At 65.4% G+C, this 23606-nt stretch carries 24 protein-coding genes, 1 tRNA gene and 2 pseudogenes; 11 read left to right on the forward strand and 16 right to left on the reverse strand.

What is annotated here, in order from left to right:
• Window positions 1-42 precede the first annotated feature (42 nt).
• The 11 genes and pseudogenes from SPR01S_RS21550 to SPR01S_RS10220 form a co-directional block, all read right to left on the reverse strand.
• Window positions 43-192, reverse strand: a pseudogene (locus tag SPR01S_RS21550) (UDP-N-acetylmuramoyl-L-alanine--D-glutamate ligase); the annotation flags it as partial.
• Window positions 189-1268 (reverse strand): phospho-N-acetylmuramoyl-pentapeptide-transferase, encoded by a 1080-nt coding sequence (gene mraY / locus SPR01S_RS10175; protein ID WP_066588933.1) that lies wholly within the window; start codon window positions 1266-1268, stop codon window positions 189-191. The pseudogene SPR01S_RS21550 and the gene mraY, both read right to left, overlap by 4 nt.
• Window positions 1268-2641, reverse strand: a complete 1374-nt coding sequence (locus tag SPR01S_RS10180; protein ID WP_066588937.1) for a UDP-N-acetylmuramoyl-tripeptide--D-alanyl-D-alanine ligase — start codon at window positions 2639-2641, stop codon at window positions 1268-1270. Before SPR01S_RS10180 ends, mraY begins: the two co-directional genes overlap by 1 nt.
• 100 nt (window positions 2642-2741) lie before the next feature.
• On the reverse strand, window positions 2742-4160 hold the full coding sequence (locus SPR01S_RS10185) for a UDP-N-acetylmuramoyl-L-alanyl-D-glutamate--2,6-diaminopimelate ligase (RefSeq protein ID WP_066588942.1): 1419 nt from the start codon (window positions 4158-4160) through the stop codon (window positions 2742-2744).
• Window positions 4157-5887 carry a peptidoglycan D,D-transpeptidase FtsI family protein gene (locus SPR01S_RS10190; protein ID WP_066588944.1) on the reverse strand — a complete coding sequence of 577 codons (1731 nt, stop codon included), beginning with the start codon at window positions 5885-5887 and terminating at the stop codon, window positions 4157-4159. The genes SPR01S_RS10185 and SPR01S_RS10190 overlap by 4 nt, the downstream gene beginning before the upstream one ends.
• Entirely contained in the window at window positions 5884-6486 is a 603-nt protein-coding gene (locus SPR01S_RS10195) for a hypothetical protein (protein WP_066588946.1), read from the reverse strand. Before SPR01S_RS10195 ends, SPR01S_RS10190 begins: the two co-directional genes overlap by 4 nt.
• A complete protein-coding gene (gene rsmH, locus SPR01S_RS10200; RefSeq protein ID WP_174531885.1) occupies window positions 6486-7433 on the reverse strand; it encodes a 16S rRNA (cytosine(1402)-N(4))-methyltransferase RsmH in 948 nt (315 codons plus the stop codon). The genes SPR01S_RS10195 and rsmH overlap by 1 nt, the downstream gene beginning before the upstream one ends.
• Window positions 7430-7915 carry a division/cell wall cluster transcriptional repressor MraZ gene (locus SPR01S_RS10205; RefSeq protein WP_066588950.1) on the reverse strand — a complete coding sequence of 162 codons (486 nt, stop codon included), beginning with the start codon at window positions 7913-7915 and terminating at the stop codon, window positions 7430-7432. The genes rsmH and SPR01S_RS10205 overlap by 4 nt, the downstream gene beginning before the upstream one ends.
• 331 nt (window positions 7916-8246) lie before the next feature.
• Window positions 8247-8492, reverse strand: coding sequence for a hypothetical protein (locus tag SPR01S_RS10210; RefSeq protein WP_245661941.1), 246 nt, complete (start codon window positions 8490-8492; stop codon window positions 8247-8249).
• Window positions 8493-8594: 102 nt separating this feature from the next.
• The gene (locus tag SPR01S_RS10215; RefSeq protein WP_066588968.1) at window positions 8595-9569 is read right to left on the reverse strand and encodes a cysteine synthase A; all 975 of its coding nucleotides are present in this window, start codon (window positions 9567-9569) and stop codon (window positions 8595-8597) included.
• Window positions 9570-9847: 278 nt separating this feature from the next.
• Entirely contained in the window at window positions 9848-10111 is a 264-nt protein-coding gene (locus SPR01S_RS10220) for a hypothetical protein (protein ID WP_066588969.1), read from the reverse strand.
• 60 nt (window positions 10112-10171) lie between these two features.
• On the opposite strand from SPR01S_RS10220, the gene SPR01S_RS10225 reads away from it, so the two are divergent.
• From SPR01S_RS10225 to aat, 5 genes are all read left to right on the forward strand, one after another.
• Window positions 10172-10693 (forward strand): DNA-deoxyinosine glycosylase, encoded by a 522-nt coding sequence (locus tag SPR01S_RS10225; protein WP_245661942.1) that lies wholly within the window; start codon window positions 10172-10174, stop codon window positions 10691-10693.
• 37 nt (window positions 10694-10730) lie between these two features.
• Window positions 10731-12077 (forward strand): DNA polymerase Y family protein, encoded by a 1347-nt coding sequence (locus tag SPR01S_RS10230; RefSeq protein ID WP_066588970.1) that lies wholly within the window; start codon window positions 10731-10733, stop codon window positions 12075-12077.
• An 88-nt stretch (window positions 12078-12165) separates the two neighbouring features.
• The gene (locus tag SPR01S_RS10235) at window positions 12166-12552 is read left to right on the forward strand and encodes a hypothetical protein (RefSeq protein ID WP_066588977.1); all 387 of its coding nucleotides are present in this window, start codon (window positions 12166-12168) and stop codon (window positions 12550-12552) included.
• Between the two features lie 95 nt (window positions 12553-12647).
• Window positions 12648-13358, forward strand: coding sequence for a ParA family protein (locus SPR01S_RS10240; protein WP_066588979.1), 711 nt, complete (start codon window positions 12648-12650; stop codon window positions 13356-13358).
• On the forward strand, window positions 13355-14104 hold the full coding sequence (gene aat, locus SPR01S_RS10245; RefSeq protein WP_066588981.1) for a leucyl/phenylalanyl-tRNA--protein transferase: 750 nt from the start codon (window positions 13355-13357) through the stop codon (window positions 14102-14104). The genes SPR01S_RS10240 and aat overlap by 4 nt, the downstream gene beginning before the upstream one ends.
• A 35-nt stretch (window positions 14105-14139) precedes the next feature.
• Here the strand turns inward: aat and SPR01S_RS22195 are convergent.
• From SPR01S_RS22195 to SPR01S_RS10265, 5 genes and pseudogenes are all read right to left on the reverse strand, one after another.
• A pseudogene (locus SPR01S_RS22195) lies at window positions 14140-14592 on the reverse strand (DUF2155 domain-containing protein); the annotation flags it as partial.
• Window positions 14589-14981, reverse strand: coding sequence for an NADH:ubiquinone oxidoreductase subunit NDUFA12 (locus tag SPR01S_RS10250; protein ID WP_066588984.1), 393 nt, complete (start codon window positions 14979-14981; stop codon window positions 14589-14591). The pseudogene SPR01S_RS22195 and the gene SPR01S_RS10250, both read right to left, overlap by 4 nt.
• Before the next feature lie 44 nt (window positions 14982-15025).
• Window positions 15026-15511, reverse strand: coding sequence for a DUF192 domain-containing protein (locus tag SPR01S_RS10255; protein ID WP_066588987.1), 486 nt, complete (start codon window positions 15509-15511; stop codon window positions 15026-15028).
• Window positions 15512-15516: 5 nt separating this feature from the next.
• Window positions 15517-16101 carry a cold-shock protein gene (locus tag SPR01S_RS10260; RefSeq protein WP_066588992.1) on the reverse strand — a complete coding sequence of 195 codons (585 nt, stop codon included), beginning with the start codon at window positions 16099-16101 and terminating at the stop codon, window positions 15517-15519.
• A gap of 79 nt (window positions 16102-16180) precedes the next feature.
• Window positions 16181-16711, reverse strand: coding sequence for a regulatory protein RecX (locus SPR01S_RS10265; RefSeq protein WP_084251089.1), 531 nt, complete (start codon window positions 16709-16711; stop codon window positions 16181-16183).
• Window positions 16712-16824: 113 nt separating this feature from the next.
• On the opposite strand from SPR01S_RS10265, the gene SPR01S_RS10270 reads away from it, so the two are divergent.
• From SPR01S_RS10270 to rplK, 6 genes are all read left to right on the forward strand, one after another.
• On the forward strand, window positions 16825-18591 hold the full coding sequence (locus tag SPR01S_RS10270; RefSeq protein ID WP_066589079.1) for a fatty acyl-AMP ligase: 1767 nt from the start codon (window positions 16825-16827) through the stop codon (window positions 18589-18591).
• Window positions 18592-18753: 162 nt separating this feature from the next.
• Window positions 18754-21114 carry a putative bifunctional diguanylate cyclase/phosphodiesterase gene (locus SPR01S_RS10275; protein WP_066588994.1) on the forward strand — a complete coding sequence of 787 codons (2361 nt, stop codon included), beginning with the start codon at window positions 18754-18756 and terminating at the stop codon, window positions 21112-21114.
• Window positions 21115-21367: 253 nt separating this feature from the next.
• Window positions 21368-21444 (forward strand) — tRNA-Trp (locus tag SPR01S_RS10280).
• Window positions 21445-21794: 350 nt separating this feature from the next.
• Window positions 21795-21992, forward strand: a complete 198-nt coding sequence (secE, locus tag SPR01S_RS10285) for a preprotein translocase subunit SecE (RefSeq protein ID WP_066588995.1) — start codon at window positions 21795-21797, stop codon at window positions 21990-21992.
• A gap of 8 nt (window positions 21993-22000) precedes the next feature.
• A complete protein-coding gene (gene nusG, locus SPR01S_RS10290) occupies window positions 22001-22540 on the forward strand; it encodes a transcription termination/antitermination protein NusG (RefSeq protein WP_066588997.1) in 540 nt (179 codons plus the stop codon).
• A 630-nt stretch (window positions 22541-23170) separates the two neighbouring features.
• Window positions 23171-23602 carry a 50S ribosomal protein L11 gene (rplK, locus tag SPR01S_RS10295; RefSeq protein ID WP_066588999.1) on the forward strand — a complete coding sequence of 144 codons (432 nt, stop codon included), beginning with the start codon at window positions 23171-23173 and terminating at the stop codon, window positions 23600-23602.
• Window positions 23603-23606 lie beyond the last annotated feature (4 nt).

A 23606-nucleotide genomic window follows, 5' to 3' on the forward strand; every position in this document is an offset into this window, starting at 1 on the left:
CCGGGTCGGCAAAACTCAAAAGCCCCTCCCCTGAAGGGGAGGGGCTATAAGGGCGTCACGCTTCGCCTCGTCTCTATCCCAAGCAACGACGTCCGCCCCGCTCGCCAGCAGCGCGCGCGCGGTCGCCACGCCCGAGCGCGCCAGTCCGAGCACCGCATAGCGTTCGCCGCGCCAGGACGGACTGGTGATCACCGCAGCTTCAGCGTTGCCAGGCCGGCGAGCGCGAGGACCAAAGCCACGATCCAGAAGCGGATCACGACGGTCGATTCGGGCCAGCCGAGTTGCTCGAAATGGTGGTGGATCGGCGCCATGCGGAACACGCGCTTACCGGTGCGCTTGTAGACGAACACCTGGATGATGACGCTCATCGCCTCGACCACGAACAGGCCGCCGATGATGCCGAGTACGATCTCGTGGTGCGCGGTGACCGCGATCGCGCCGAGGGCGCCGCCCAGCGCCAGACTGCCGGTATCGCCCATAAACACCGCCGCCGGCGGCGCATTGAACCACAGGAAAGCGAGCCCCGCCCCGATCATCGCCCCGCAGAAGATGGCGAGATCGCCGACCCGGGGGACGTGCGGGATGCCGAGATAATCGGCGAACTTCACGTTACCGGCCAGATAGACGATGATCATGAACGCGACGCTGGCGATGATCACCGGCATGGTCGCCAGCCCGTCCAGCCCGTCGGTCAGGTTCACCGCATTGCCGAACGCGACGATCGTGAAGGCGGCGAAGACGACATAGAACCAGCCGAGATCGATCACCACCGAGTTGAAGAACGGCAGATAGAGATGCGTGCCGTTGGAAGTGTTGGTGTGGACGATGATCGCGCTGGCGATGCCGGCGATGGCGAACTCGCCGAGCAGGCGTACCCTCCCCGAGACGCCTGCGGTGCTCGCTTTGCGCACCTTGTCGTAATCGTCGAGGAACCCGATCGTGCCGAACCCCAAAGTGACGAACAGGCACGCCCAGACATAGGGGTTGGTCAGGTCCATCCAGATCAGGATGGCGATCGTCATGCTGGTCAGGATCATCAGCCCGCCCATGGTCGGCGTGCCGCGCTTGGCGAGGTGCGATTGCGGGCCATCGGTGCGGATCGGCTGCCCCTTGCCCTGACGGACGCGGAGCCAGCCGATGAAGCGCGGCCCGATGATCAGGCCGATCAGCAAGGCGGTCGCCACCGCAGCGCCCGAACGGAAGGTCTGATAGCGGACCAGATTGAGAACGTGCGGGAAACCCAGCGCCTGGGCGATCCAATACAGCATTACATTTTCCCGCCGGCGAGCGCCGCGACCACCGCAGCCAACCCGACCCCGTTCGAACCCTTGATGAGAACCGCGTCGCCCGCTTCGAGTGTCGCCATCAGGCGGTCGCGCGCGGCAGCGGCGTCGGGCACATGGACGATTTCGACTTGGCCCTCAAGCGCTTCGGCGAGCGGCTGCATCTTTTCGCCGACAAGAATGACCAGTCGGACGCCAGCGTCACGAACCGGCCCGGCTAGCCCCGCGTGATAGTCGTCGGACTTCTCGCCCAGTTCGCGCATCTCGCCCAACACCGCGATCTTGCGGGTCGCCGCTTCTTCGCCGAGCACGGCGAGCGTTACGCGCATCGACGCCGGATTGGCGTTGTACGCCTCGTCGATCACCAGCGCGCGGCCGCCCTTCACCTCGACCGAGAAGCGCGCGCCGCGTCCGGCCAGCCCGCCGAGATCGGCGAGCGCCAGCCCGGCCAAGGCGAGATCGCCGCCGACCGCATCAACCGCGGCCAGCACCGCGAGCGAATTGGATACCCAGTGCTTGCCCGGTTGCGCGACGGTATAGCTGAGCTCGCGTTCGCCGATCCGCGCGGTGACGAAGGTGCCGCCATTGGCCGCCTTGACCGCCTCGATCGCGCGGACGTCCGCGCCCTCGTCGATCCCGAACGTGACGATGCGAGCGGCATAGGGAGCGGCGGCCGCGGCGAGGCGCTCGCGGTGCGGACTGTCATAGGGGATGATCGCCACGCCACCCGGCTCGAGACCCTGGAAAATCTCGCCCTTGGCGTCGGCGATCGCGCTCTCGTCCGGGAAGAACGCCGCATGCGCCGGCGCGATCGCGGTGATTATGGCGACATGCGGCCGTACCAGGGTGGTCAGATGCGCGAGTTCGCCGGGATGGTTCATGCCCATCTCGAACACGCCGTAATCGACCTCGGCGGGCATCCGCGCCAGGCTGAGCGGAACGCCGGTATGGTTGTTGTAGCTCTTGACCGAGCGATGCGCCGACTTGGCCGGCGAGCGGTCGAGCGCGGCGAACAGCGCCTCCTTGGTGCCGGTCTTTCCCGCCGATCCGGTAACCCCGACGATCCGCGCCGAGGTCCTAGCGCGTGACGCCTTGGCGAGCGCCTCCAGCGCGGCGAACGTGTCCGGCACCCGCACGTTGGGGTGCGAAGTATCTTCACTGACGATCGCCCCCGCGGCGCCGCGGTCGAACGCCTGGTCGAGGAATTTGTGGCCGTCGGTGGCCTCGCCGGTCAGCGCGACGAACAGGTCGCCGGGACCGACTTCACGCGAATCGAACGTGACGCCAGAAACGTCGAACGCCGCCGAAGCGGCGCCGTTGGTGGCTGTCGCGATGTCGGCCGATGTCCAGAGCGTCATTGCGCGCCTCCGGCCGTATGGGGCGATCGAGAGGAGGCGATTGCGAGGAAAGTGGCAAGCATCCCCTCCTCTAACCGGCGAGCCCGGCTTTGGCCACGCGTCACGCCGCCGCCTCCTCGCGTGCCACACTCACGTCGTCGAATGGCAGCACCAGGTCACCGACAATCTGGCCCTGTTCGTGCCCTTTTCCGGCGATCAGCACGATGTCCTCGGCGCCCGCTTGCCTGACGGCATAAGCGATGGCCGATCGACGATCACCGATCTCGATCGCGCCCGGCGCGCCCTTGAGCACTTCGGCGCGGATTGCGGCCGGGTCTTCGCTGCGCGGGTTGTCGTCGGTGACGATCACCAGATCGCCATAGCGCACGGCGATCTCTCCCATCAGCTCGCGCTTGCCATGGTCGCGGTCGCCGCCGGCGCCGAACACGACGATCAGCCGCCCGGCCGTGTGCGGCTTGAGCGCGGCGATCGCCGCCTCCAGCGCATCAGGCGTGTGCGCATAATCGACATAGACCGGCGCCCCGGTTCGCGTGATCACCGCGCGTTCGAGCCGCCCGCGCACCGGCTGCAGCCGCGCGAGATTGGCGATGGTTTCTGCAACATCGCCGCCCGTCGCAATCACCAGCCCGGCCGCGGTCAGCGCATTGGCCGCCTGATACGCGCCGATCAACGGCAATGTGACCCTGAGCTCGCGATCCTCGGCTTCGATCACCAAACCCTGGCCGAGCAAGGTCGGGTCGCGACTGACGAGCCGAAGCGCGCCGCCGCGTTCGCCGACCGTGATGATGCGCTGGCGCCGCGCATGCGCGAGATCGATGACGCGCGCGGCTTGCGGATCGTCCGCCCAAACAACGACGGTGCCGTCCGGATCGAGCACTTCCGAAAACAGCCTGAGCTTCGCGGTCAGATAGGCGGCCATGTCGCCGTGGTAATCGAGATGGTCGCGGCTGAGATTGGTGAAGGCCGCGGCAATCACCTTCAAGCCCTCGGTGCGATATTGCGACAGGCCGTGGCTCGACGCCTCGAAGGCGACATGGGTGACGCCTTCGCGCGCCAGCCCCGCGACGTTGGACAGAAAAGTGACCACGTCCGGGGTGGTCAGACCGGTCGAGACACTATCATCCGAGGTCGTCACACCAAGCGTGCCGATCGACGCGGCGTGGTGCCCGGCCATCCGCCACAATTGGCGCGTCATCTCCACGGTCGACGTCTTGCCGTTGGTGCCAGTGACCGCGACCACCGTTTCGGGGAACGGCGCGAAGAACTGCGCGGCGAGATGCGCGAAAGTCTGGCGCGGATTGTCCGACGCGATGTGCAACGCCCCGTCGACGGTGACGCCCGGACGCGCGACGACGGCGATCGCGCCCGCAGCGACTGCCGCCGGGATGAAGTCCTCACCGTTGACGCGGGTGCCCTCGAACGCGCCGAAGATCGTTCCGGGCGCGACCTTGCGATGATCGATCGCGAAGCCGGTGACGCTGGCGTCGCCCCCGCCCGTCACCAGCTCGCCGAGTTTCATTCGGGGTCCGCCATGGTTTGCGTCTTTTCCCCAGGCCGATGCCAGATCAGCGGCAGCAGCTCGTTCACGTTGATGTCACGCGACGGGTCGGGCATCACACCCAGCATCGGACCGGCGCGCAGAATGAAGCGGTCGACCACCGGCGCGGCGGTGTAGGCCGCGGTCCTGACGGCTCCTTGGGGCGAATCGAGCATCACGATCACCACATAGCGCGGCGCATCCATTGGGAAAGCCGCAGCGAAGGTCGAGACGTTGGCTTTCTTCGAATATCCGCCGCCGGTCGCGACTTCCGCGGTGCCGGTCTTGCCTCCAACGCGGAAGCCGGGGGCATCGGCGGTCCTGCCGGTCCCCTCGGTAACGACGAGGCGAAGCAATTGACGAATCCGGTAACTGGTCTGCTCGCTGATCACGCGGCGTCCCGGGACGTCGGTGCCCGGCTGGACCTTCATCAGCGTGACGGGCCGCCATACGCCGCCATTGACGAGCGCCGCATAGGCAGCGGCCAGATGCATCGGAGTCACCGCGACGCCGTGGCCGAATCCGGCGGTCATCGTCGTCACGCGGCTGAACCTCTGCGGGAACAAAGTCCGTCCGCGCGCGGGCAGCTCGAACGGCATCGGCTTGTCGAAGCCCATCGAGCGGAACATCGCCGACAATTTGTCGCCACCCAGTTCGTCCGCGATCCGCGCAGTGGCGATGTTCGACGAATGGATCAGCGTCTCGGGCATGTCGAGCCAGCGGTTCTCGCCGTCATGGTCGTGGATCTTGAATCCGTCGATCTGCAGCGGCTGGGTCGCGTCGAAGCGCTTGGCCATCGACGTGACTGTTCCGCTGTCGATCGCGGCGGCCATGGTGATCGGCTTGAACGTCGAGCCGAGTTCATAGGCAGCGCTGGTGACGCGATTGAAGAACGGCCCGGGCAGCTGCTTGCCGTCTTCGGTAACGACGGGCTTGGGCGCCATGCCTGGATTGTTGGGATTGAAGGTCGGGAACGACGCCAGCGCCATTATCTCGCCGGTGTGAACGTCGAGCACCACGCCAGCGCCACCCTTGGCCTTGAGATTGACGACCTGCTGGCCGAGCTCGTTTTCCAGCGCCGATTGCGCGCGCGCGTCGATCGACAGCGCGACCGGCTTGCCGGCGGTATCGGCCGAGGTCAGCCGCTGGTCGAGCGCGCGCTCCATCCCGCTCGCGCCCTTGTTGTTGACGTCGAGGAACCCGAGCACTTGCGCCGCCAGCTCGGACTGGGGGTAAAGGCGCTGTTGCTGGCGTTCGAACACGATCGCCGGTTCGCCGATCGCATTGACTTCGGTGACAAGCGACGCCGATGCATCGCGTTCGATATAGCTGAACCGGGTACCCTGCAGTTTTGCGTAGATCTGGTTCTCGTCGAGACCCAGGATATTGGCCAGGCGCTGCGCGATGTCGCGACGGTCACCCAGGATCTGGTCGGGGTGGACGCCGATCGCCCAGGCGTCGATCGTGCGCGCCAGCGGCTCACCATTGCGGTCGACGATATCGCCGCGGATCACGCGGTCGGCCATCGTCGACGCGCTCGCCGCACCCGCCGAAAACGCGAAAAAGCCGAGCTTGGCGACAACGACCCCGATCGCTGCGCCGTAGAGCAGCATCATGATCATCAATCGCTTTTGCGCGGTCGCACGGACCAGCGCGCGCTCGTCGGCAAGACGGCGCGGCGCGATGGGTCGTGCGAGCAGGTTGCTCATCGCGCGCCATCCTCCCGGCGTGCACCGCGCGACAGCGAGCCCAGGGTAGCGTCGCTCAGCAGCTTGCGGTCGAGCAACGCCACCGCCGACTGCTTAGACTTGATCGTCGTTTTGACCGCGGCGGGCTGGAGCTTCGCCCCGACCGGCGCCGAGACCATCGCGACCGCATCCTTGATCTTGGCCGGCACGGCCGCAGCCGGCGCAGACGGAGTGGCGGCGATCGCGGCATCCGCCGGCACGACCGGTGCGCTAGGAATGACCGCCGCCGCGGTCTGGATCTGCGGACCCGCGTTCGGCGTCGGCGCGTTGAAGTCGACCTGGGCGAGTTCGGCGTCGCTACGGATATATTGCGCGGCGGTCGGCGCCGACAGCTTGAGCGTGTCGCCGTTCCAACGCTGCAGCTGCGCGAAACTCGCACGCGTGTCGAATTCGGTTTCGAGCGCGGTGATGTCGCGCTGCGTCCGCGCGATCGAGGATTCGATCGCCGCGAGCTTGTTGCGTTCCGCCGCAACGCGCGATGACATGAGGTAACAGCCGAGGATCACGCTCACGCAGAGCACGAACCAGCCGAACCAACGAAATCGATGCGCCACAACCATCACAATTCTCCCGCAACCCAGGCTGCCGACGCGGTCCGCCTGGCCACACGCAAGGTCGCCGAACGAGCACGCGGGTTCCGCGCCAGCTCGGCGTCACTGGGGCGCACCGCGCGCCCGATCGTTTCGAACGTCGCCTCGGCCTGGGCGACCTGGGGCGGCAGATGCCGGGAGCCGGACGGCGTCGCGCCGCTCCGTTCGCGCAGGAAATGCTTCACCAGCCGATCCTCCAGGCTGTGGAAGGTCACTACTGCCAGCCGCCCGCCGGGCTTGAGCACGCGCTCCGCCGCGGCGAGACCATCGGCCAGCTCGCCGAGCTCCCGGTTGATATGAATCCGTACGGCCTGGAAGGTCCGCGTCGCGGGGTCCTTCTTGTCGTGCGGCTTATGGCCTAGCGCCTTGCGCACCACCGTCGCGAGTTCGGAAGTCCGCGTAAGGGGTCTTGCGGAGACGATCGCGCGGGCGACACGGCGCGAACGCGGTTCTTCGCCATAGAGGTAAAGCACGTCGGCGATATCGCTCTCGTCGGCCGTGTTGAGGAAATCGGCGGCGCTCTCGCCCGACTGGCTCATCCGCATGTCCAGCGGCCCGTCGCCCTGAAACGAGAAGCCGCGCTCCGCCTGGTCGAGCTGCATCGACGACACGCCGATATCCATCACGACGCCATCGACCGGAGCGAGACCGCGGGCATCGAGTTCGGCATCGAGCGCGGAGAACGGCGCCTCGATTAGCGTGAGCCGTCCGTCCGACGCAGCGACCATCTCCTGGCCGCCGGCAATTGCATCGGGGTCGCGGTCGAATGCCACGACCTCCGCCCCCGTGGCGAGGATCGCCCGGGTATAGCCGCCGGCGCCGAAGGTCGCATCGACATGACGCTCGCCCGGGGTGGGGTGGAGAGCATCGATCACCTCATCGATGAGCACCGGAATATGGGGAGTGGTCGTGCTCACAGGAGACCCTTCTCCTGCATGAGGTTGCGGCAGATGCGCTTGAGGACCGGGGCAGCCTGGTCGTCGGTCGCGGCGAGAAGGGTGTGGGGGTCCCAGATCTCGAAGTGCGTCAGCGACCCGTAGAAGAAAGCGTGCTTGGCGATGCCCGCCTCTTCCTTCATCCAATTGATGATGACGGCGCGGCCGGTGCTGTCGAAGCCGACTTCCTCTGCACCGCCGGCAATGACGCGCAGGACGTTGAATGCGGGGTCGTTATCGCCCGCCGCGGCCTTGGCCAGCTTCGCGTCGACATAGCCCTGGTCGTAGGCGATCAGGCACTTCGCCTCGGGGTGCTGGCCCACGAGGACGAACGGGCCCTTTTTGAAGCGCTCGGGCGGCGTGTTGTCGATGACGGCGTCGCGGAATTTGGCGGGTATGGAAACGCGGTTCTTGTCATCGACAAGCTGCAGCGCCGTTCCCGTATAGATGCTGCTCCCAGCCACCGTTCGCCCCGAACCAGACATGCGTTTTCCCGTTCGCGGAACGAGCCTTCGCGCGCGCCGACGTGATCAGAACCAACGGGTAAAAACGCCCCACTTCCAGTGACGGGCGTATCAAGCCACCGGATGGGATTCAATGGGAATTTTTGGTGTTTGATGGGCCAAAATTAGCTTTGGTTCGCTAAGTTGTTCCAAAAACTATGGAATTTTCTTTAGCCATAGCCTGCCCCTTCGCTGCCTGGAGGCACCGGCAAGCGCTTGAAATATTGGAATTGCCCCGACTCGGCGCCGCTTTGGGATGATTTCCCATCGCTTCCCGGCACGGGCCCGGACATCAGTGCTTGGGAGGGGTAGGCGATGCCGCAGGGGCGACGCCCATTTCGGCCAGGGGCTCGCTGGTCGAGGTATCGGCAGGCGCGGTGCTGTTCGATGCGGCCAAGTTGGCGGCGACGTCGACCTTGGGTGCGCCAACCGCATTGAGCGGACGTTCGCGGCTGACAATCGCATATACCGTCGCAACGATGCCGATCATCAGCAAAACCGCCGCGAGGCCGATCATGCCGACCTTCACCCGCTGCATTGTTTGAATGTTGTCGCGAACCAGTGTTTTCATACTTGTGTGGCATTTATGTAACGCGTCGCGCGGCGTTTGTCGACCTTGCCGTTGCCACAGCCTATCGCATCAGGCGGGAACCAATCCCTTCGATGCCAACCAGTCGCTGTTGTAGAGCGTTGAAAGGTATCGGAATCCCGTGTCGCACAGGATCGTCGCGACCCTACTGCCAGCGCCCAATTGCTTTGCCAGCGCGACGGCACCGGCGACATTGATTCCCGACGACAGTCCCAGGCAAAGCCCCTCTTCGTCGAGCAGGCGCCTGACCCAATGATATCCTTCGGCGTCCGAGATGCGGAATTGGGTGTCGACCGGCGCCCCTTCCAGATTGGCGGTGATCCGCCCTTGCCCGATCCCTTCCGCCACTGACGACCCTTCGCTGTGAAGTTCGCCGCAGGCATAATAGGAGTAGAGCGCGGCGCCGTAGGGGTCACTGAGCGCGATCGTCACCTTCTCGTCGTGCGACTTGAGGCCAAGCCCTACACCCGCCAGCGTGCCGCCCGTCCCGACCGCGCAGGTGAATCCGTCGACCCGCCCGTCCATCTGCTCCCAGATTTCCTCGGCCGTACCGACGATGTGCGCCTTGCGGTTGGCGATATTGTCGAACTGGTTGGCCCAGATCGCGTTCGGCGTCTCTTCGGCGATGCGCCGGCTGGTGTGCACGAAATGGCCCGGATTGGAATAAGGCGCGGCGGGCACCAGCACGAGTTCGGCACCTAGCGCGCGCAGCGTATCCATCTTCTCGCGACTCTGCGTCTCCGGCATGACGATGATCGTCTTGTAGCCCTTGGCGTTGGCGACCAACGCGAGCCCGATACCGGTATTCCCCGCCGTACCCTCGACGATCGTCCCGCCCGGCGCGATCAAACCGCGCTCCTCGGCATCCTCGACGATGAACAAGGCGGCGCGATCCTTCACGCTCGCACCGGGGTTGGCGAATTCGCACTTACCGAAAATCTCGGCGCCGGCCGCCTCGCTCGGCCCCTTGAGGCGCACGAGAGGGGTATGGCCGATGAGCGACAGGGTGTCAGACGTAATGGGCATGGTACCTAGATAAACCGGCGCGCGGCGCGGGCAAGCAATCGCTGCTGCGCGGCGGGCAATTCCTTGTTGTCGCCACTTGCTTCCTTCTCCCCTTGTGGGAGAAGGATAGCGAAGCTTGGCGGCTTGGCGGCTTGGCGGCTTGCCGCCTAGTGAAGCTTGGATGAGGGGAGCGGCGCTTTGCGCCGCGCGACCGCCTTGCGGTCGCCCCCTCACCCGCCCATCGGCCTAGCGGCCGACGGGCCCCTCCCTCTCCCATAAGGGGAGAGGGGCCTTAGGGGTTACTCCTGATGCGCGTCGCTGCTCGCCGAAGCGTTGGCCGACGTGTCATTGGTCGCAGCACTATCATCGGGCGCCCCCACATTGTCCGCCGCCGCCGCCGCATTCTCTACCGGTGTCGGCGTCGGACTCGGGACCGTCGCCACGACATTGCCGACGGCGGTGGTGGTGATCGAGTCGGCCGAATTCTGCCCGACCGCCGTCTGGCTGCCGCCGCATCCCGACAGCGCGGCCAGGATCGCGCCCAACAACAACACTCGCTTCATGCCCACCTCCCTGATTGACGAAGATCGTCACCCGATCGGGCAGCGCGGTCAAGGCGGGACGTGCTCGGCCGGCCGCGCTACACCGAGCGGGTGACACTCAAACGCTCCTTCCCGCCCGTCGCCGATGCGCGAACGCAATTATTGATCTGCGGCAGCCTGCCCGGCGACCGCAGCCTCGCCGCGCAACGTTATTATGCGCATCCGCAGAACCAGTTCTGGCGGCTGCTCTCTCCCGTTATTGGCCGCGATCTCGCCGCGCTGAACTATGAGGATCGGCTCGCCGCCCTCCTCGATGCGCATATCGGGCTTTGGGATGTCGTCGCGACCGCGACGCGCACCGGCAGCAGCGACGCGGCGATCCGCGATCACGCGCCCAACGATCTCGAGCAGCTTACCGCGACGCTCCCCCGATTGCGCGCGATCGCCTTCAACGGCGGCACGGCTTACAAGATCGGCCTGCGTCTGATGGACGAGCACGCTCGGCGATATGCCCTGATCGCATTGCCGTCGAGCAGCCCGCTTCACACGATCGGCATCGCAGCGAAGCAGGAGGCATGGACGGCGCTGGGCGACTATCTCTGACCTGTTTCAGGCGACGATGTTCTGATAATGTTCCGCCATGACGCTGGCCGAGTCGATCTCCCCTGCCCCGTCCGACGCGCACGGCCTGTCGGTCGAGTTGACGCTGCCGCCGCGCCCGCTGCGCTGGCTGTTCCTCGACCTCAATTCCTATTTCGCCAGCGTCGAACAGCAGCTCGATCCCGCGTTGCGCGGCAAGCCGGTGATCGTCGCTCCGGTCGGGTCCGACACCACGGTCGCGATTGCCGCGTCGGTCGAGGCCAAAAGATACGGCATTACCACCGGCACGCCGGTGTGGGAGGCAAAGAGGCTTTGCCGCGAATTGCTGATCGCGCCGGCGCGCCACGATAAGTATGTCGAGTTCCATGACGCGGTGATCGCGGAAATCTGGAAGCACATCCCCGTCACACGCGTCTGTTCGATCGACGAAGTCGCGTGCCGCCTGCTCGATAACGAAAATTCGCCCGATCAGGCGATGGCATTGGCTCGGCGGATCAAGGCCGGAATCCTTGCCAATGTCGGCGAGTGCCTGACCTCCTCGGTCGGGATCGCGCCCAACCGGCTGCTCGCCAAGCTCGCCTCCGACATGCAGAAGCCCGACGGGCTGATCGTCCTGACCGCGGAGCAATTGCCGCAGCGATTGTTCGGGCTGGCGTTGCGCGACATTTCGGGGATCGGCGCGAACATGGAGCGCCGGCTAGCGCGCGACGGGGTCAACGATATCCGTCAATATTGCGAGCGCCGCCCGCGCGATGCGGGCACCGCCTGGGGCGGCACCAATGGCGATCGCTTATGGTATCTGCTCCACGGCGTCGACCTGCCCGACAAGGCGACGCGGACGCGGTCGATCGGGCACAGCCATGTCTTGTCGCCCGGCAAGCGCGGGCTCGAGCCGGTGCGGCTGACCGCGCGGCGGCTGGCGCTCAAGGCGGCGAGCCGCCTCCGGCGCAAAGGCTATGCGGCGCGTTTGCTGGTGCTGCATGTCCGCTTCGAGCAGGACAAGGTCGTGTGGCAGACCAGCCGCCGCCTGGCGCAGACGCAGGACAGTTTCCAGGTCCTCGCCGCGCTGGACGCCTTGTTCCCGCGACTGGCCGAAGAGGGGCGGCAGCGCCACGGGTCGCTGCGGGTGCGGATGGTCGGCGTGACGCTCAACGAAATCATTCCGGTCGCCGGCGAGCAAGGATCGCTGTTCGAGCATCTCGACCCTGACGACCCTCTGGCCCGTGAAACACGCGGCCTGGCGCTCAGCCGCGCGATGGACCGGCTCAACGAAAAATTCGGCCGCCACGCGGTTTCGCTCGGTCCTTTTTACGGTGGTAGGGTCGATCGCGTCGGTACGAAAATTGCGTTCGGTCGCATTCCGGACATGGACGAATTTCACGAATGACACTTTTGTTGCAACGCATCATGTCCGGAACGGCCCAAAATGGTTACATCTTGACCTTCACTGCTGCGTGCGCGAAGCGCGAAGCCCTATGAAGACCCCTCTTCTCCCCGCAACCGCCGTGGCGCTTCTGGCGCTGACGGCCTGTCAATCCAAGACCAGCACCACGACTGTCGAGAACTCGACCAGCGTCGAGAACAAGACGGTCGCCGAAAAGCCGAAATTCGAGCTTCCGCCGGCGATCAAGGCCGAGGTTTCGATGCGTTGTCACGGTGATAACTCGTTGGCGCACGTGACTTTTTTCGAAGGCGAAAAGCAGCTGACCGTGTCGGCGCCGTCGGACGCCGCGCCGGTCGTGCTGAAGGCTCCGGAAGCGGGCAAGCCCTATGTCGCCGACGGCGGCTGGGAAGTGTCGGGCACGCCCAAGTCGATCAAGCTGACCGCGCCGGGCAAGCCTGCCCAGACCTGCGACGCCTGATTTTCAATTCGGCGGTCCGCGTTTCGACGCGGACCGCTGTTGCATCACCTGCCCAGATTGGGCACCTTGCCGATCATCGCCCAATGGGAGCGGGCATGGCAACGATCGCGATCTACAGCCTGAAAGGCGGCGTCGGCAAAACGACGCTGGCAGTCAATCTGGCCTGGGCTGCCGCTACGCTCTCGTCCCGACGGACGCTGCTCTGGGATCTCGATCCGCAAGCGGCCAGCAGCTTTCTGTTGCCCACCAAGAGGGGCAAGGCCGACGCGCAGTCGGTGTTCACCAAGGAAATCGAACCTAGCAAGCTCGCGCGCGCAACAGCGATCGCACGCCTCGACGTGATCGCCGCCGACGCGTCGCTTCGCGGTCTCGACCTGCTGTTCCATGAACTCGACAAGAAAAAGCGGCTGCAAAAGCTGCTGGCATCGCTGGACAAGGATTATGATCGGGTAATCCTCGATTGTCCGCCCGGCCTGACCGAAACCAGCGAACAGGTGATCCGCGCCGCCGACCTGATCGTCGTGCCGGTCATCCCCTCGCCGCTGGCGCAGCGCGCCTTCGACGACATGGCCGCATCGCTGGGCAAGGCCAAGGTGCTGCCGGTCCACGTCATGGTCGATCGTCGGCGCCGGCTGCACAGCGACGCGGTCGCCGCGCACCCCGATTGGCCGGTGATTCCGATGGCCAGCATCGTCGAACAGATGGGCGATCGCCGCGCGGCGGTGGGTCAGTTCGGCGGAAGCTCGGCGGCGGCACGCGCCTTCGCCGCGCTCTGGCAGACAATCGAGAAACGGCTGGCGCGATGAAGCCGCCTCCAGAGCCGTCTTATGAGGTGCTCGATCCCAATCTCGTTCTGGGTGCCTATGCCGTCGGCGTGTTTCCAATGGCCGACTCGCGCGATGCGGCCGGCGTCTATTGGGTCGAGCCGCGCAAGCGTGCGATCCTGCCGCTCGACGGTTTCCATCTGTCGAAATCGCTCAGGAAAGTCATCGCCTCGGACCGGTTCCGCGTCACTGCCGACGCCGCGTTCGAGGACATGATCGCCCTCTGTGCCGAAAGCGCCGCCGACCGGCCAGAGACGTGGATCAACACGACGATCGAAAGCGCGTTCACCACGCTTCATTATCAGGGCCGCGCGCATTCGATCGAATGCTGGGACGGCGATGAATTGGTCGGTGGTCTCTACGGCCTTGCGCTCGGCAAGGCGTTCTTCGGCGAGTCGATGGTCAGCCGCGCGACCGATGCGTCAAAGGTGGCCCTCGCCTGGCTCGTGGCGCGGCTGCGGGTGGGCGGGTTCACCCTGCTCGATTGTCAGTTCATGACGCCCCACCTCGCCTCGCTCGGCGCGATCGAGATCAGCCGGAGCGATTATGTCGCGTTGCTGGGCGCGGCGATTGACGGCTCGCTCGGCGCTGCGGTGTCAGGCTCAGCGGCGGGGGATTTCGGCGCGCTCGACCGGCTGCTCGACTTGGGCGATGCCGCAGGCGCCGTCACGGTGTCCGCCCCGCCTTTCGGGAAGGACATCGTGCAGCTCTTGACCCAGACGTCGTAGATCGGATCGATCACGACGTTCAAGTTCGGCCGCTCCTTGTACAGCCAGCCCGAAAATACCCGCTTCCACTGCTTGTCGGTCTGTTCGATGTCGAGCTGGACGAAGGCGCCGGTATAATGCTCGGCTTCCCACGGCGCGGTTTCCTCGCACGCACGCAGGCGGACGATGACATTGCCGACGCGAATCGCCTCCCCCGGCTTCATTGTCAGGTCGCGCGTCTGGCTGTTGCGCTTGTTGAGCAGGCCGAGCGTCGCGACGCGCTGATTCATCGGGGTCGCGCCCTGGGTCGGGTTCGACGCGTCGCCGGATACGTCGATCGTCTCGACGCCGCCCGATTGGCCGCTATCGTCGAGTGCGGTCGGCGCGGCGGTCGCCACCGCGTCGGGCGGCGGCGCAGGCGGCGTCTGATACCAATTATAGCCGGCCCAGCTGGCAGCACCGATCCCGGCCGCCAGCGCGGTGATACCGCCGACGCGGCGCCAGTTCATCCTTCCGGCGTCCAGGCTTCGTAATCACCCGTGGCAGGCGCTCGATGCCCGCCCTTTTCGAGCGCGCCCGGCGGCCGATAGGCCAGAGCGGTCCCGGTCAGATTAGGCACGGCCGGCTTTTCCCAACGGCGCTGCGCCGGCAGCGCACGATCGGGCACGTCGTCGATCTGGTGGTGCAGCCAGCTGAACCATTCGGGCGGCACCCGGCTGGCGTCGTTGGCGCCGTTATAGATCACCCAGCGCCGCGGGTTGCCGTTGGTGTCCTTGCCGCCCCGGTAATAGACGTTGCCGAGGTCATCCTCGCCGACGCGTTCCTTGCCGAGAAGGCCTGCCATCGTGCCCCAGGTCGCGCCGGTCCACCAAGTGAAGGGATTGAGATTGATACCCATGGGCCGCGCTTAGCGGGTGACGGTCCGGCGTTCAACGTCTGCCGTCACTTGCCGGTCCACGTCACCTTGTCGCCCTCGGCAATGCCCAACGCGGAACTGCGCCCGCCTTTGAGCTCGAGCACTGCCGCCACAGGTTCACCTGACGGAATCGGCGTCTCGTCCTCGGGGATCGCATTTTCGGCGATGCGCGCGATCGTGCCGTTGGCGCGGATGAAGATGATGTCGAGCGGGCTCGGCGTGTTCTTCATCCAGAAGCTGGCTTCCTTGGGCGCGCCGCCGCCGGCCGGATAGGGCCAGAACAGCATCCCGCCATTGTCGGCAATGTCGGTCCGGAACATCAGCCCCTTTTCCTGCTCGGCCGCGGTCTTGGCGACCTCGACCTGGAAAGCGTGGGTGCCGTTGCTGCTGGCGACGGTCAGCGCGATTGTCTTGGCCGCGGCATCGCTGTTCGCGCTCGCGGGATCGCTCTGCGAGCAGGCAGTCGGCAAGGCGCACAGCGCCAAGGGCAGCAACACATAGCGGAACTTCATGAAATTCAGTCCTGTTCGACCATGACCGCCAGCGGGCCCTTGCGACCCTCAACGATCCGCGCACGCAAGCGTTGCTCGGGCTCCACCTCATGCAGACCGGCTCGGCGCAGCGTTTCCATATGCACGAATATATCGGCCGAATCGGCATCGCGCACCAGGAAGCCATAGCCTTTCAGGCGATTGAACCATTTGACCGCGACGGGTTCGAACGGACCGGCCTGATCGAGCATGGAGACGGGATCGACGCGATCGCCATCGGGGCGGATGCGGGGCGGCGGCTCCACCGCGGTCGACAGATCGATGGCCAGGATCGCGCTGGCCTGCAGGCCGCGGTCGCGGCGAACCGCCACGCAATCGACTCGCGCGCCTTCGGGCAGACTGCGCCGCCCATGCGGCTGAAGCACCGAAAAGTGGATGAGGATGTCGCCGGCCTGGTCGTCGTCGACCAGGAAGCCGAAACCGCGCGTGACATCGAACCATTTGACGACGCCACGATGATGCGATTCGCCGTCCGCCAGCGCCCCGACGTCGACCTCTCCCAACGACTCCAGCGGGCGGTCGCCCGTTTCCAGCTGCGATTCTACGCGCACAGTCACCCCCTGCGAACGGTCAGTGTAACACGATCATGATGAAAGCCAAAGGCTTAGCACCGCTCGTTTCGGAATCGTTCTATTCGAGCAATTTGGCGGGATCGTCACCGGGATTCATGCCGGCCAGCGCCCGCGCCAGCTCGAACGAATGGCCCGCGCGGAGCAGCGCCGCGAGGTGCTTCTCTCGGATCGGGCGATCGCCCGGCTGGTCGGCAAACGGACCGATCCGCCGCCGGCGCGCATAAGCTATCGCGGCCTCGACCGACCGGTCGGCGACTGCCGGCGCGATGGCATCGGCGTCGTCGCCGGCGATGCCTGCCTGGCGCAATACTCCCGCCACGCGCCGCGCACCCAGTCCGCGCCGTGCCATTGCGCTTGCCTTGGCCTCTCCCCAGGCGCGGTCGTCGATATAGCCGAGTTCCGCCATGCGGTCGGCGATCGCCGCCGGGTCGGCGGCTTCGCCGTCCCAGCCCCGCTCGCGTATCTTGCGGCGGAGATAATCGGTCAGCCGCCCCCGCGTGGTCGCGAAGCGCTCGACATAGCGCAACGCCAGCCGTTCGAGGCTCGAACGGTCGAGCGGTGGGGCGGATTGACGAGTAACGCGGGCCATGTCGCCATGTTTGTGCCACACTGACAACCGAATTTGAACGCGTGCGGGCGGCAGGGGGCCGTCGCTGGCATGAAGCGGCCGGTAAGAGCTGCAGGAACATGGGCGCGAAAGTGATGACGGTAGATATGGCGACTGACGTGGTGGGCGAGCGAACGGAGAGCCTGGTGCCGACTCCGACCGACGACGCCTTGCCGCGGCGACTGGCCGATTTCGCGACGTTGGGCGAAGCGCTGGATTATGCCGCGCAAGGCGTGCGCGGGCTCAATTTCCACGATCCGCGTGGCGCGCTGGTCCGCGCCTATCCGTTTTCCGAGATGCGGCAGGACGCGCTGGCGATGGCCCGCCGTCTGATCGCGTCGGGCGTCAAGCCTGAAGACCGTATCGCGCTGATCGCCGAAACCGGGGTCGAGTTCGCCAGCCTGTTCTTCGGCGTGGTCTATGCCGGCGCCTGGCCGGTGCCGCTGCCACTGCCGACCAGCTTCGGCGGCGCGCAAAGCTATATCGACCAATTGTCGGTCCAGCTCAAAAGCTGCGACCCGACGATGCTGATCTACCCGCCCGAGATCGGCGCGATGTGTGCCGAAGCGGCAAGGATCCAGAATGTCGAGGGAATCGACTGGGCAAGCTTCGCCGAGCGCCCTGCTCCCGATACCGAATTGCCTCAGGCAGTCGGCGAGGACATCGCCTATCTGCAATATTCCAGCGGATCGACGCGCTTCCCGCATGGCGTCGCGATCACCCATCACGCGCTGCTCAACAATCTGGCCGCGCACAGCCACGGAATGCATGTCGGCGAGGGCGATCGCTGCGTCTCGTGGCTGCCCTGGTATCATGACATGGGACTGGTCGGCTGCTTCCTGTCGATCGTCGCCAACCAGGTATCGACCGATTATCTGAAGACCGAGGATTTCGCCCGCCGCCCGCTCGCCTGGCTCGACCTGATCAGCCGCAATCCGGGCACGACGCTCTCTTATTCGCCGACCTTCGGCTACGACATCTGCGCGCGCCGCATGTCGAGCCAGACCAAGGCGAGCGATCGATTCGATTTGTCGCGCTGGCGCGTCGCCGGCAACGGCGCCGACATGATCCGTCCCGACGTGATGCAGTCCTTCGTCGACGCGTTCGGCGATGCCGGGTTCAAGGCGACCGCGTTCCTGCCCAGCTACGGGCTGGCCGAGGCCACGCTGGCGGTGTCGATCATGCCGCCGGGCGAAGGAATCCGCGTCGAACTGGTCGAGGAAACCCAGCTGTCGGGCCAGGAAGGCCGCCACGACCGCCCGCAACGGTATCGCGCGATCGTCAATTGCGGCAAACCAGCGCGCGACATGAAGATCGAAATCCGCGAGGAGGACGGCACGCCGCTGCCCGAACGCGCGATCGGCAAGGTCTGGTGCGCTGGGCCGTCGGTGATGGTCGGCTATTTCCGCGATCCCGAAGCGACCGCCGCCTGCATGCAGGACGGTTGGCTCGATACCGGCGACATGGGCTATATGTCGGACGGCTATATCTACATCGTCGGCCGCGCCAAGGACATGATCATCGTCAACGGCCGCAACCACTGGCCGCAGGACATCGAATGGGCGGTCGAGCAACTGCCCGGGTTCAAGGCGGGCGACATTGCCGCCTTCGCGATCACCACGCCGGGCGGCGAAGAGACGCCCGCCGTGCTGGTCCAGTGCCGCACTTCCGACGAAGCCGAACGCCTGCGCCTGCGCGACGAGATCCGCGAACGGGTGCGGTCGGTCACCGGCATGAATTGCGTGATCGAACTGATACCGCCGCGGACACTGCCGCGCACGAGCTCAGGCAAGTTGAGCCGGGCGAAGGCGCGCAATCTGTACCTCGCGGGCGAGATCAAACCGTACGCGATCGCCGCCTGAGCCCTCACGCGACCCGACCGAACGCGGACGGCGGCGGAACATGCGTATTTTCTGCAGTTTTGGCGGTGAATGGGCTCCTTATTCCTCCCATCGGCGTAAATTCGTCATAAATCGTACATCCGTCTAACTCTTCGCTAACCCTGCGGGCGTTATCCGCGTGGCGTGAGCACGGAGCCATCTTCCCAATTCGCCACCCCGCGGATCGACGTACGTGCGCTGCTTGGTCTCCACGACCCGGCGGACACCACCGATTGGGGCCCGATTCGAGCTGCGCAATTGCACGCGGGTCGCCAGCTCGCCTTGTTCCTGCTCGGCGCCAATGTGATCGGCGCTGCGCTGATCGTGATGATGTTGGACGGCCTTGCGCCACGCGCGCTTTTGATCGGCTGGGCGGTCCTGACCGGGCTGGTCGGCGTCGGCGTGACGATGCGGCGCCTCGCCTCGCGCCATCGCGACGCCAATTCGGCGACGCTGGGCGATGTGCGCGATACCGTGCTGGAGGGAATCGCGCTTGCGTGCGTCTGGTCGATCCCGCCGCTGGCCTTGGGATCGCGTGCCGATATCGGCACTGCCATGGGTCTGTGGGTCGTGCTGTCGGTCATGCTGACGGCGTCGGCCGTGGCAATGGCGGCGCTGCCGCTGGCGACGCTGAGCTTCCTCGGTATCCTCGGCACCGCGATCGCCGTCATGCTGCTATTGATCGGCAGCCCGCTCCTGGCCGCGGCGACGATCCTGTTCGTCGTCCTGCTGATGATCGGTTGTTTCCAGCGCGGAAAGGCGCTGGTGGTGATCCGCGCCAACGAGATCGGGCTATCCGAGCGCGACCAAACCGTCAGCCTGTTGCTTCGGGAATTCGAGGAAGAGGATGGCGACTGGCTGTGGGAGACCGATAGCGCGCGGCGCATCGTCCGCGCCAGTCCGCGCTTCGCGCGCTCGGTCCATCTCGATCCGGTAAAGATCAACGGCATGCCGCTGCTGCAGGCGCTCGCCGGTGCGCAGTGGGAAAGCGGCGACTTCTCCTCCGGGCTGCGCGTGCTCGCCGACAAGCTCAAGAATCGTGAGGCGTTTCGCGATATCCTGCTGCCCGTGCAAATCGGTGAGGCCGAACGATGGTTCGCGCTCGCCGCCAGCCCGCGTCACGATGACGATGGCGCCTTTATCGGCTTTCGCGGTGTGGGGTCCGACGTCACCACCCAGCGCGAATCGGCCGACAAGATCAACCGCATGGCGCGGTACGATATGCTCACCGGCCTGCCCAACCGCCTCCACCTCAACGAGCAGCTCGGCCGCGCGATGGCCGAGGCGGAGAAATGGGGCACGCGCTGCGCGTTCATGATGATCGATCTTGATCGCTTCAAGGCAGTCAACGATTCGCTTGGCCATCCGGTCGGCGACCGCTTGCTGGGACGCGTGTCGGAACGGCTCGGCCATCTGGTGAGCGACAATGAAGTCGTGGGGCGGCTCGGCGGCGACGAGTTCGCCGTGGTGGTGCGCGATGCGTCCGACACGGCGCGCGTCGAGAAGCTGGCGCAGGCGATCATCGAAATGTTGTCGCGGCCGTACGAGGTCGACGTGCACACGCTCTATATCGGAGCGTCGGTGGGCGTCGCGATCGGCCCGCGCGACGGCCGCACCGCGGAAATGCTGATCCGATCGGCGGACCTCGCCCTCTATCGCTCGAAAGATGCCGGCGGCGGCGTGTTCCACACCTACGAACCCCAGCTCCACGTCAAGGCGGAAGAGCGGCGCGTGCTCGAAATGGCGCTGCGCCAGGCGCTCGAAAAGGGCGAGATGCACCTGGAATACCAGCCGGTGGTGGTCGCGGGATCGGGCAGTCTCACCGGTTTCGAGGCGCTGTTGCGTTGGACGCATCCCGAGCTGGGCGTCATTTCCCCCGGCAAGTTCGTGCCCCTGGCAGAGGATGCGCGCCTGATCGTCCCGATGGGCGAATGGGTGTTGCGCGAGGCGTGCCACGAAGCGTCGCGCTGGCCATCGCCGACGCGGATCGCGGTGAACGTGTCGCCCGAACAGCTGCACAATCCGGCGTTCGTATCGGTGGTCGCCTCCGCGCTTGCCAATAGCGGCCTGCCGCCGGAGCGGCTCGAGCTCGAAGTGACCGAAGGCGTGTTCATGCGCGAAGGTACCGTCGCGGTGCAGGTGCTGGAACGCGTGCTCGATCTCGGCGTGCGCCTGAGCCTCGACGATTTCGGTACAGGTTATTCGTCGCTTGGCTATCTCGCGCGCACGCGCTTTTCGACGATCAAGATCGATCGCAGCTTCGTCCAGGGCGCCTCAAAGGGTCAGAAGGAACCGGTCGCGATCATCCGCGCCGTCGTCGCACTCGCCCAGTCGCTGGGCATGGCGACGACCGCAGAAGGCGTCGAGACCGAGGAAGAACATCGCCTGATCCAAGACCTCGGCTGCACCAAGGTCCAGGGTTATTATTTCGGACGCCCGCTGCCCGTAAGCGAAGCACGGGCGCTGGCCTCGCGCGATTGGAGCGGCGAAGCCGCCGCCGCCTGACAAACCGCGACGACTAGGGTGGGGCCTGATATTCCCGTCGTCATCCCTGCGGAATTCCCACCACCCCAGCGCATCCTTACGTCACCCCAGCGAAAGCTGGGGTCTCTGGCGGTGACGCGATGCGGCTTGAGATCCCAGCTTCCGCTGGGATGACGAATTTTGAAAATCGATCGCTTTAAAACAACAGTCTATTTGGGTTCTCAACCTACCTATTGCCGCCCGCGCGCGGTGGCGCTACAGGCATCCGCCGCACAGGGGTGTAGCTCAGCTGGTTAGAGCGTCGGTCTCCAAAACCGAAGGCCCTCGGTTCGAATCCGAGCTCCCCTGCCACTCTTCCTCATCCGCCGGATAGTCCCGCTCGCGTTCGATCGCAGCGAGGATGCGGATAGTGGCGTGGTCGAGTTCCATGGGGTTTCCCTAATGATGCGGTCGCATATCTGACGCTCGCCCAACGATAAGCGGGGGAGCGCGATCCCTCGGAAAAATGGTTAATCCCGACGAACCGTTGATCGCCGCGACGCGCAGATCCGCAGCCTAGCGCGAACGCTTGCCTTCCGATCGGTGCGGCGCTATTTCCGCCTCAATCCGAAATCGGGATTGATTGTCGTCCGTGCCCCTTGAGGGACCGGGCGGCGGTCCTATGTCCCCAATCTCGGCAACGATTACATAGGTTCAGGCACGTGGCGAAAACGTCCCCCATGGAATTCATTCGGCAGGTTCAGTCCGAAACGCGCAAGGTCGTGTGGCCGACGCGTCGCGAGACGATCATGACCGGGGTGATGGTGATGATCATGACGGTCATCCTGGCGGTGTTCTTCTTCGCCATCGACAAGGTGTTCGACATGGGCGTCGAGTTCCTGCTGAGCCTCGCGAAATAAGGTTTCCCATGGCACGCTGGTACATCATCCACGCTTATTCGGGCTTCGAGGGCAAGGTTCGCGACGCGATCCTGTCGGAAGCGAATCGCATGGGCCTCGAGCAACTCGTCGAACAGATCGAGGTTCCGACCGAGACGATCACCGAGGCGCGCCGCGGCAAGAAGATCCAGGTCGAGCGCAAGTTTATGCCCGGCTATGTGCTGGCCAAGCTGGCGATGAACGACGACGTCTATCACCTGGTCAAGAACACGCCCAAGGTGACTGGCTTCCTCGGCCCGAACGGCAAGCCGCAAGCGATCAGCGACGCCGAAGCCGCGCGCATGCTCAACAGCAAGGAAGAGGCCGCCGCCTCCGCTCCGCGCCAGCAGGTCAAGGTCGATTACGAGATCGGCGATTCGGTCAAGGTCCTCGACGGCCCGTTCGCGTCGTTCAACGGCGTGGTCGAAGAGCTCGATTTCGACAAGTCGAAGGTCAAGGTCTCGGTGTCGATCTTCGGTCGTGCCACGCCGGTGGAATTGGATTTTGAGCAGGTCGAGCGCTCGAAGTAAGCCGCAGGCTTACGACCGCACGTAAATAGCGCAGCTATTTACGAGACGGCGAGCGCCGGCCGGCAGGCGCGCGAAGCGCGGCCTGTCCGACGAAGACGCGGGATTTACTCCCGCGTCGGCCCCAGCAGTTTAGGTCCTCTTCGCCCTCTCCCCTCCGGGGAGGGGACAGACGACCCGGCGTAGCCGGGGAAGTCGGGAGAGGGGCAGTCTGCTTACTCAGTGAGACACACTGCCCCTCTCCCCGACCCTCTCCCCGACCCTCTCCCCGATGGGGAGAGGGAGCGCTAGGCTCGCGAGCAACCCACCAGCGTTCGACGCGGAAGTGAATTCCGCGTCGTCGGACCTCGCTTCGCGAGGCCGGCCGGACGGGAACATCGAGTGAAGACAGCCCCCGGCTGTCTTCAGTCCGTCCGGGGGACGGACGGCTCGATGTTGTCTCAGGACTAGCATCTGCTAGTCCTGTGCGGGTGCAACGCTGTTGCTTCCCTTCCTCTTTTCCGCTATCGGCCCGCCCTTCCTAAGCTACAGCTGCGGAATTGCGGGAGGGTTCGCGTTGCGGGCCCGTCTAACCGCTAAACTTGACCTGGACGGTGGAGCCCCGGCCCCCTCGCCCACTACAGAGTGAGTACAATGGCAAAGAAAATCACAGGCTATATCAAGCTGCAGGTGCCTGCGGGCGCTGCCAATCCGTCGCCGCCGATCGGCCCGGCGCTGGGTCAGCGCGGCGTCAACATCATGGAATTCTGCAAGGCGTTCAACGCGGCGACCGGCGACCTGGAAAAGGGCGCGCCGATCCCGACCGTCATCACCGTCTATGCCGACCGGTCGTTCTCGTTCGAGACCAAGACCCCGCCGGCGACGTTCCTGATCAAGAAGGCCGCCAACCTGAAGTCGGGCTCGAAGGAGCCGGGCAAGGTTTCCGCGGGCAAGATCAAGCGCTCCGAGCTGTCGAAGATCGCCGAAGTGAAGATGAAGGACCTGAACGCCAACGACATCGACGCGGCGACCCGCATCATCGAAGGCTCCGCCCGCGCGATGGGCCTCGAAGTGGTGGAGGGCTGAACCG

Source organism: Sphingomonas pruni NBRC 15498 (assembly GCF_001598455.1).
Classification (GTDB): Bacteria; Pseudomonadota; Alphaproteobacteria; order Sphingomonadales; family Sphingomonadaceae; genus Sphingomonas; species Sphingomonas pruni.

Bases quoted from the DNA above. Each gene is read 5' to 3' on its own strand.
- SPR01S_RS10235 (WP_066588977.1), top strand. From the start codon at position 12,166: ATGAAGACCCCTCTTCTCCCCGCAACCGCCGTGGCGCTTCTGGCGCTG.
- SPR01S_RS10250 (WP_066588984.1), bottom strand. From the start codon at position 14,981: ATGGGTATCAATCTCAATCCCTTCACTTGGTGGACCGGCGCGACCTGG.
- mraY (WP_066588933.1), bottom strand. From the start codon at position 1,268: ATGCTGTATTGGATCGCCCAGGCGCTGGGTTTCCCGCACGTTCTCAAT.
- rplK (WP_066588999.1), top strand. From the start codon at position 23,171: ATGGCAAAGAAAATCACAGGCTATATCAAGCTGCAGGTGCCTGCGGGC.
- SPR01S_RS10195 (WP_066588946.1), bottom strand. From the start codon at position 6,486: ATGGTTGTGGCGCATCGATTTCGTTGGTTCGGCTGGTTCGTGCTCTGC.
- SPR01S_RS10210 (WP_245661941.1), bottom strand. From the start codon at position 8,492: ATGCAGCGGGTGAAGGTCGGCATGATCGGCCTCGCGGCGGTTTTGCTG.
- SPR01S_RS10180 (WP_066588937.1), bottom strand. From the start codon at position 2,641: ATGACGCTCTGGACATCGGCCGACATCGCGACAGCCACCAACGGCGCC.
- aat (WP_066588981.1), top strand. From the start codon at position 13,355: ATGAAGCCGCCTCCAGAGCCGTCTTATGAGGTGCTCGATCCCAATCTC.
- SPR01S_RS10220 (WP_066588969.1), bottom strand. From the start codon at position 10,111: ATGAAGCGAGTGTTGTTGTTGGGCGCGATCCTGGCCGCGCTGTCGGGA.
- SPR01S_RS10185 (WP_066588942.1), bottom strand. From the start codon at position 4,160: ATGAAACTCGGCGAGCTGGTGACGGGCGGGGGCGACGCCAGCGTCACC.
- SPR01S_RS10265 (WP_084251089.1), bottom strand. From the start codon at position 16,711: ATGGCCCGCGTTACTCGTCAATCCGCCCCACCGCTCGACCGTTCGAGC.
- SPR01S_RS10255 (WP_066588987.1), bottom strand. From the start codon at position 15,511: ATGAAGTTCCGCTATGTGTTGCTGCCCTTGGCGCTGTGCGCCTTGCCG.
- nusG (WP_066588997.1), top strand. From the start codon at position 22,001: ATGGCACGCTGGTACATCATCCACGCTTATTCGGGCTTCGAGGGCAAG.
- SPR01S_RS10215 (WP_066588968.1), bottom strand. From the start codon at position 9,569: ATGCCCATTACGTCTGACACCCTGTCGCTCATCGGCCATACCCCTCTC.
- SPR01S_RS10240 (WP_066588979.1), top strand. From the start codon at position 12,648: ATGGCAACGATCGCGATCTACAGCCTGAAAGGCGGCGTCGGCAAAACG.
- SPR01S_RS10270 (WP_066589079.1), top strand. From the start codon at position 16,825: ATGACGGTAGATATGGCGACTGACGTGGTGGGCGAGCGAACGGAGAGC.
- SPR01S_RS10190 (WP_066588944.1), bottom strand. From the start codon at position 5,887: ATGAGCAACCTGCTCGCACGACCCATCGCGCCGCGCCGTCTTGCCGAC.
- SPR01S_RS10230 (WP_066588970.1), top strand. From the start codon at position 10,731: ATGACGCTGGCCGAGTCGATCTCCCCTGCCCCGTCCGACGCGCACGGC.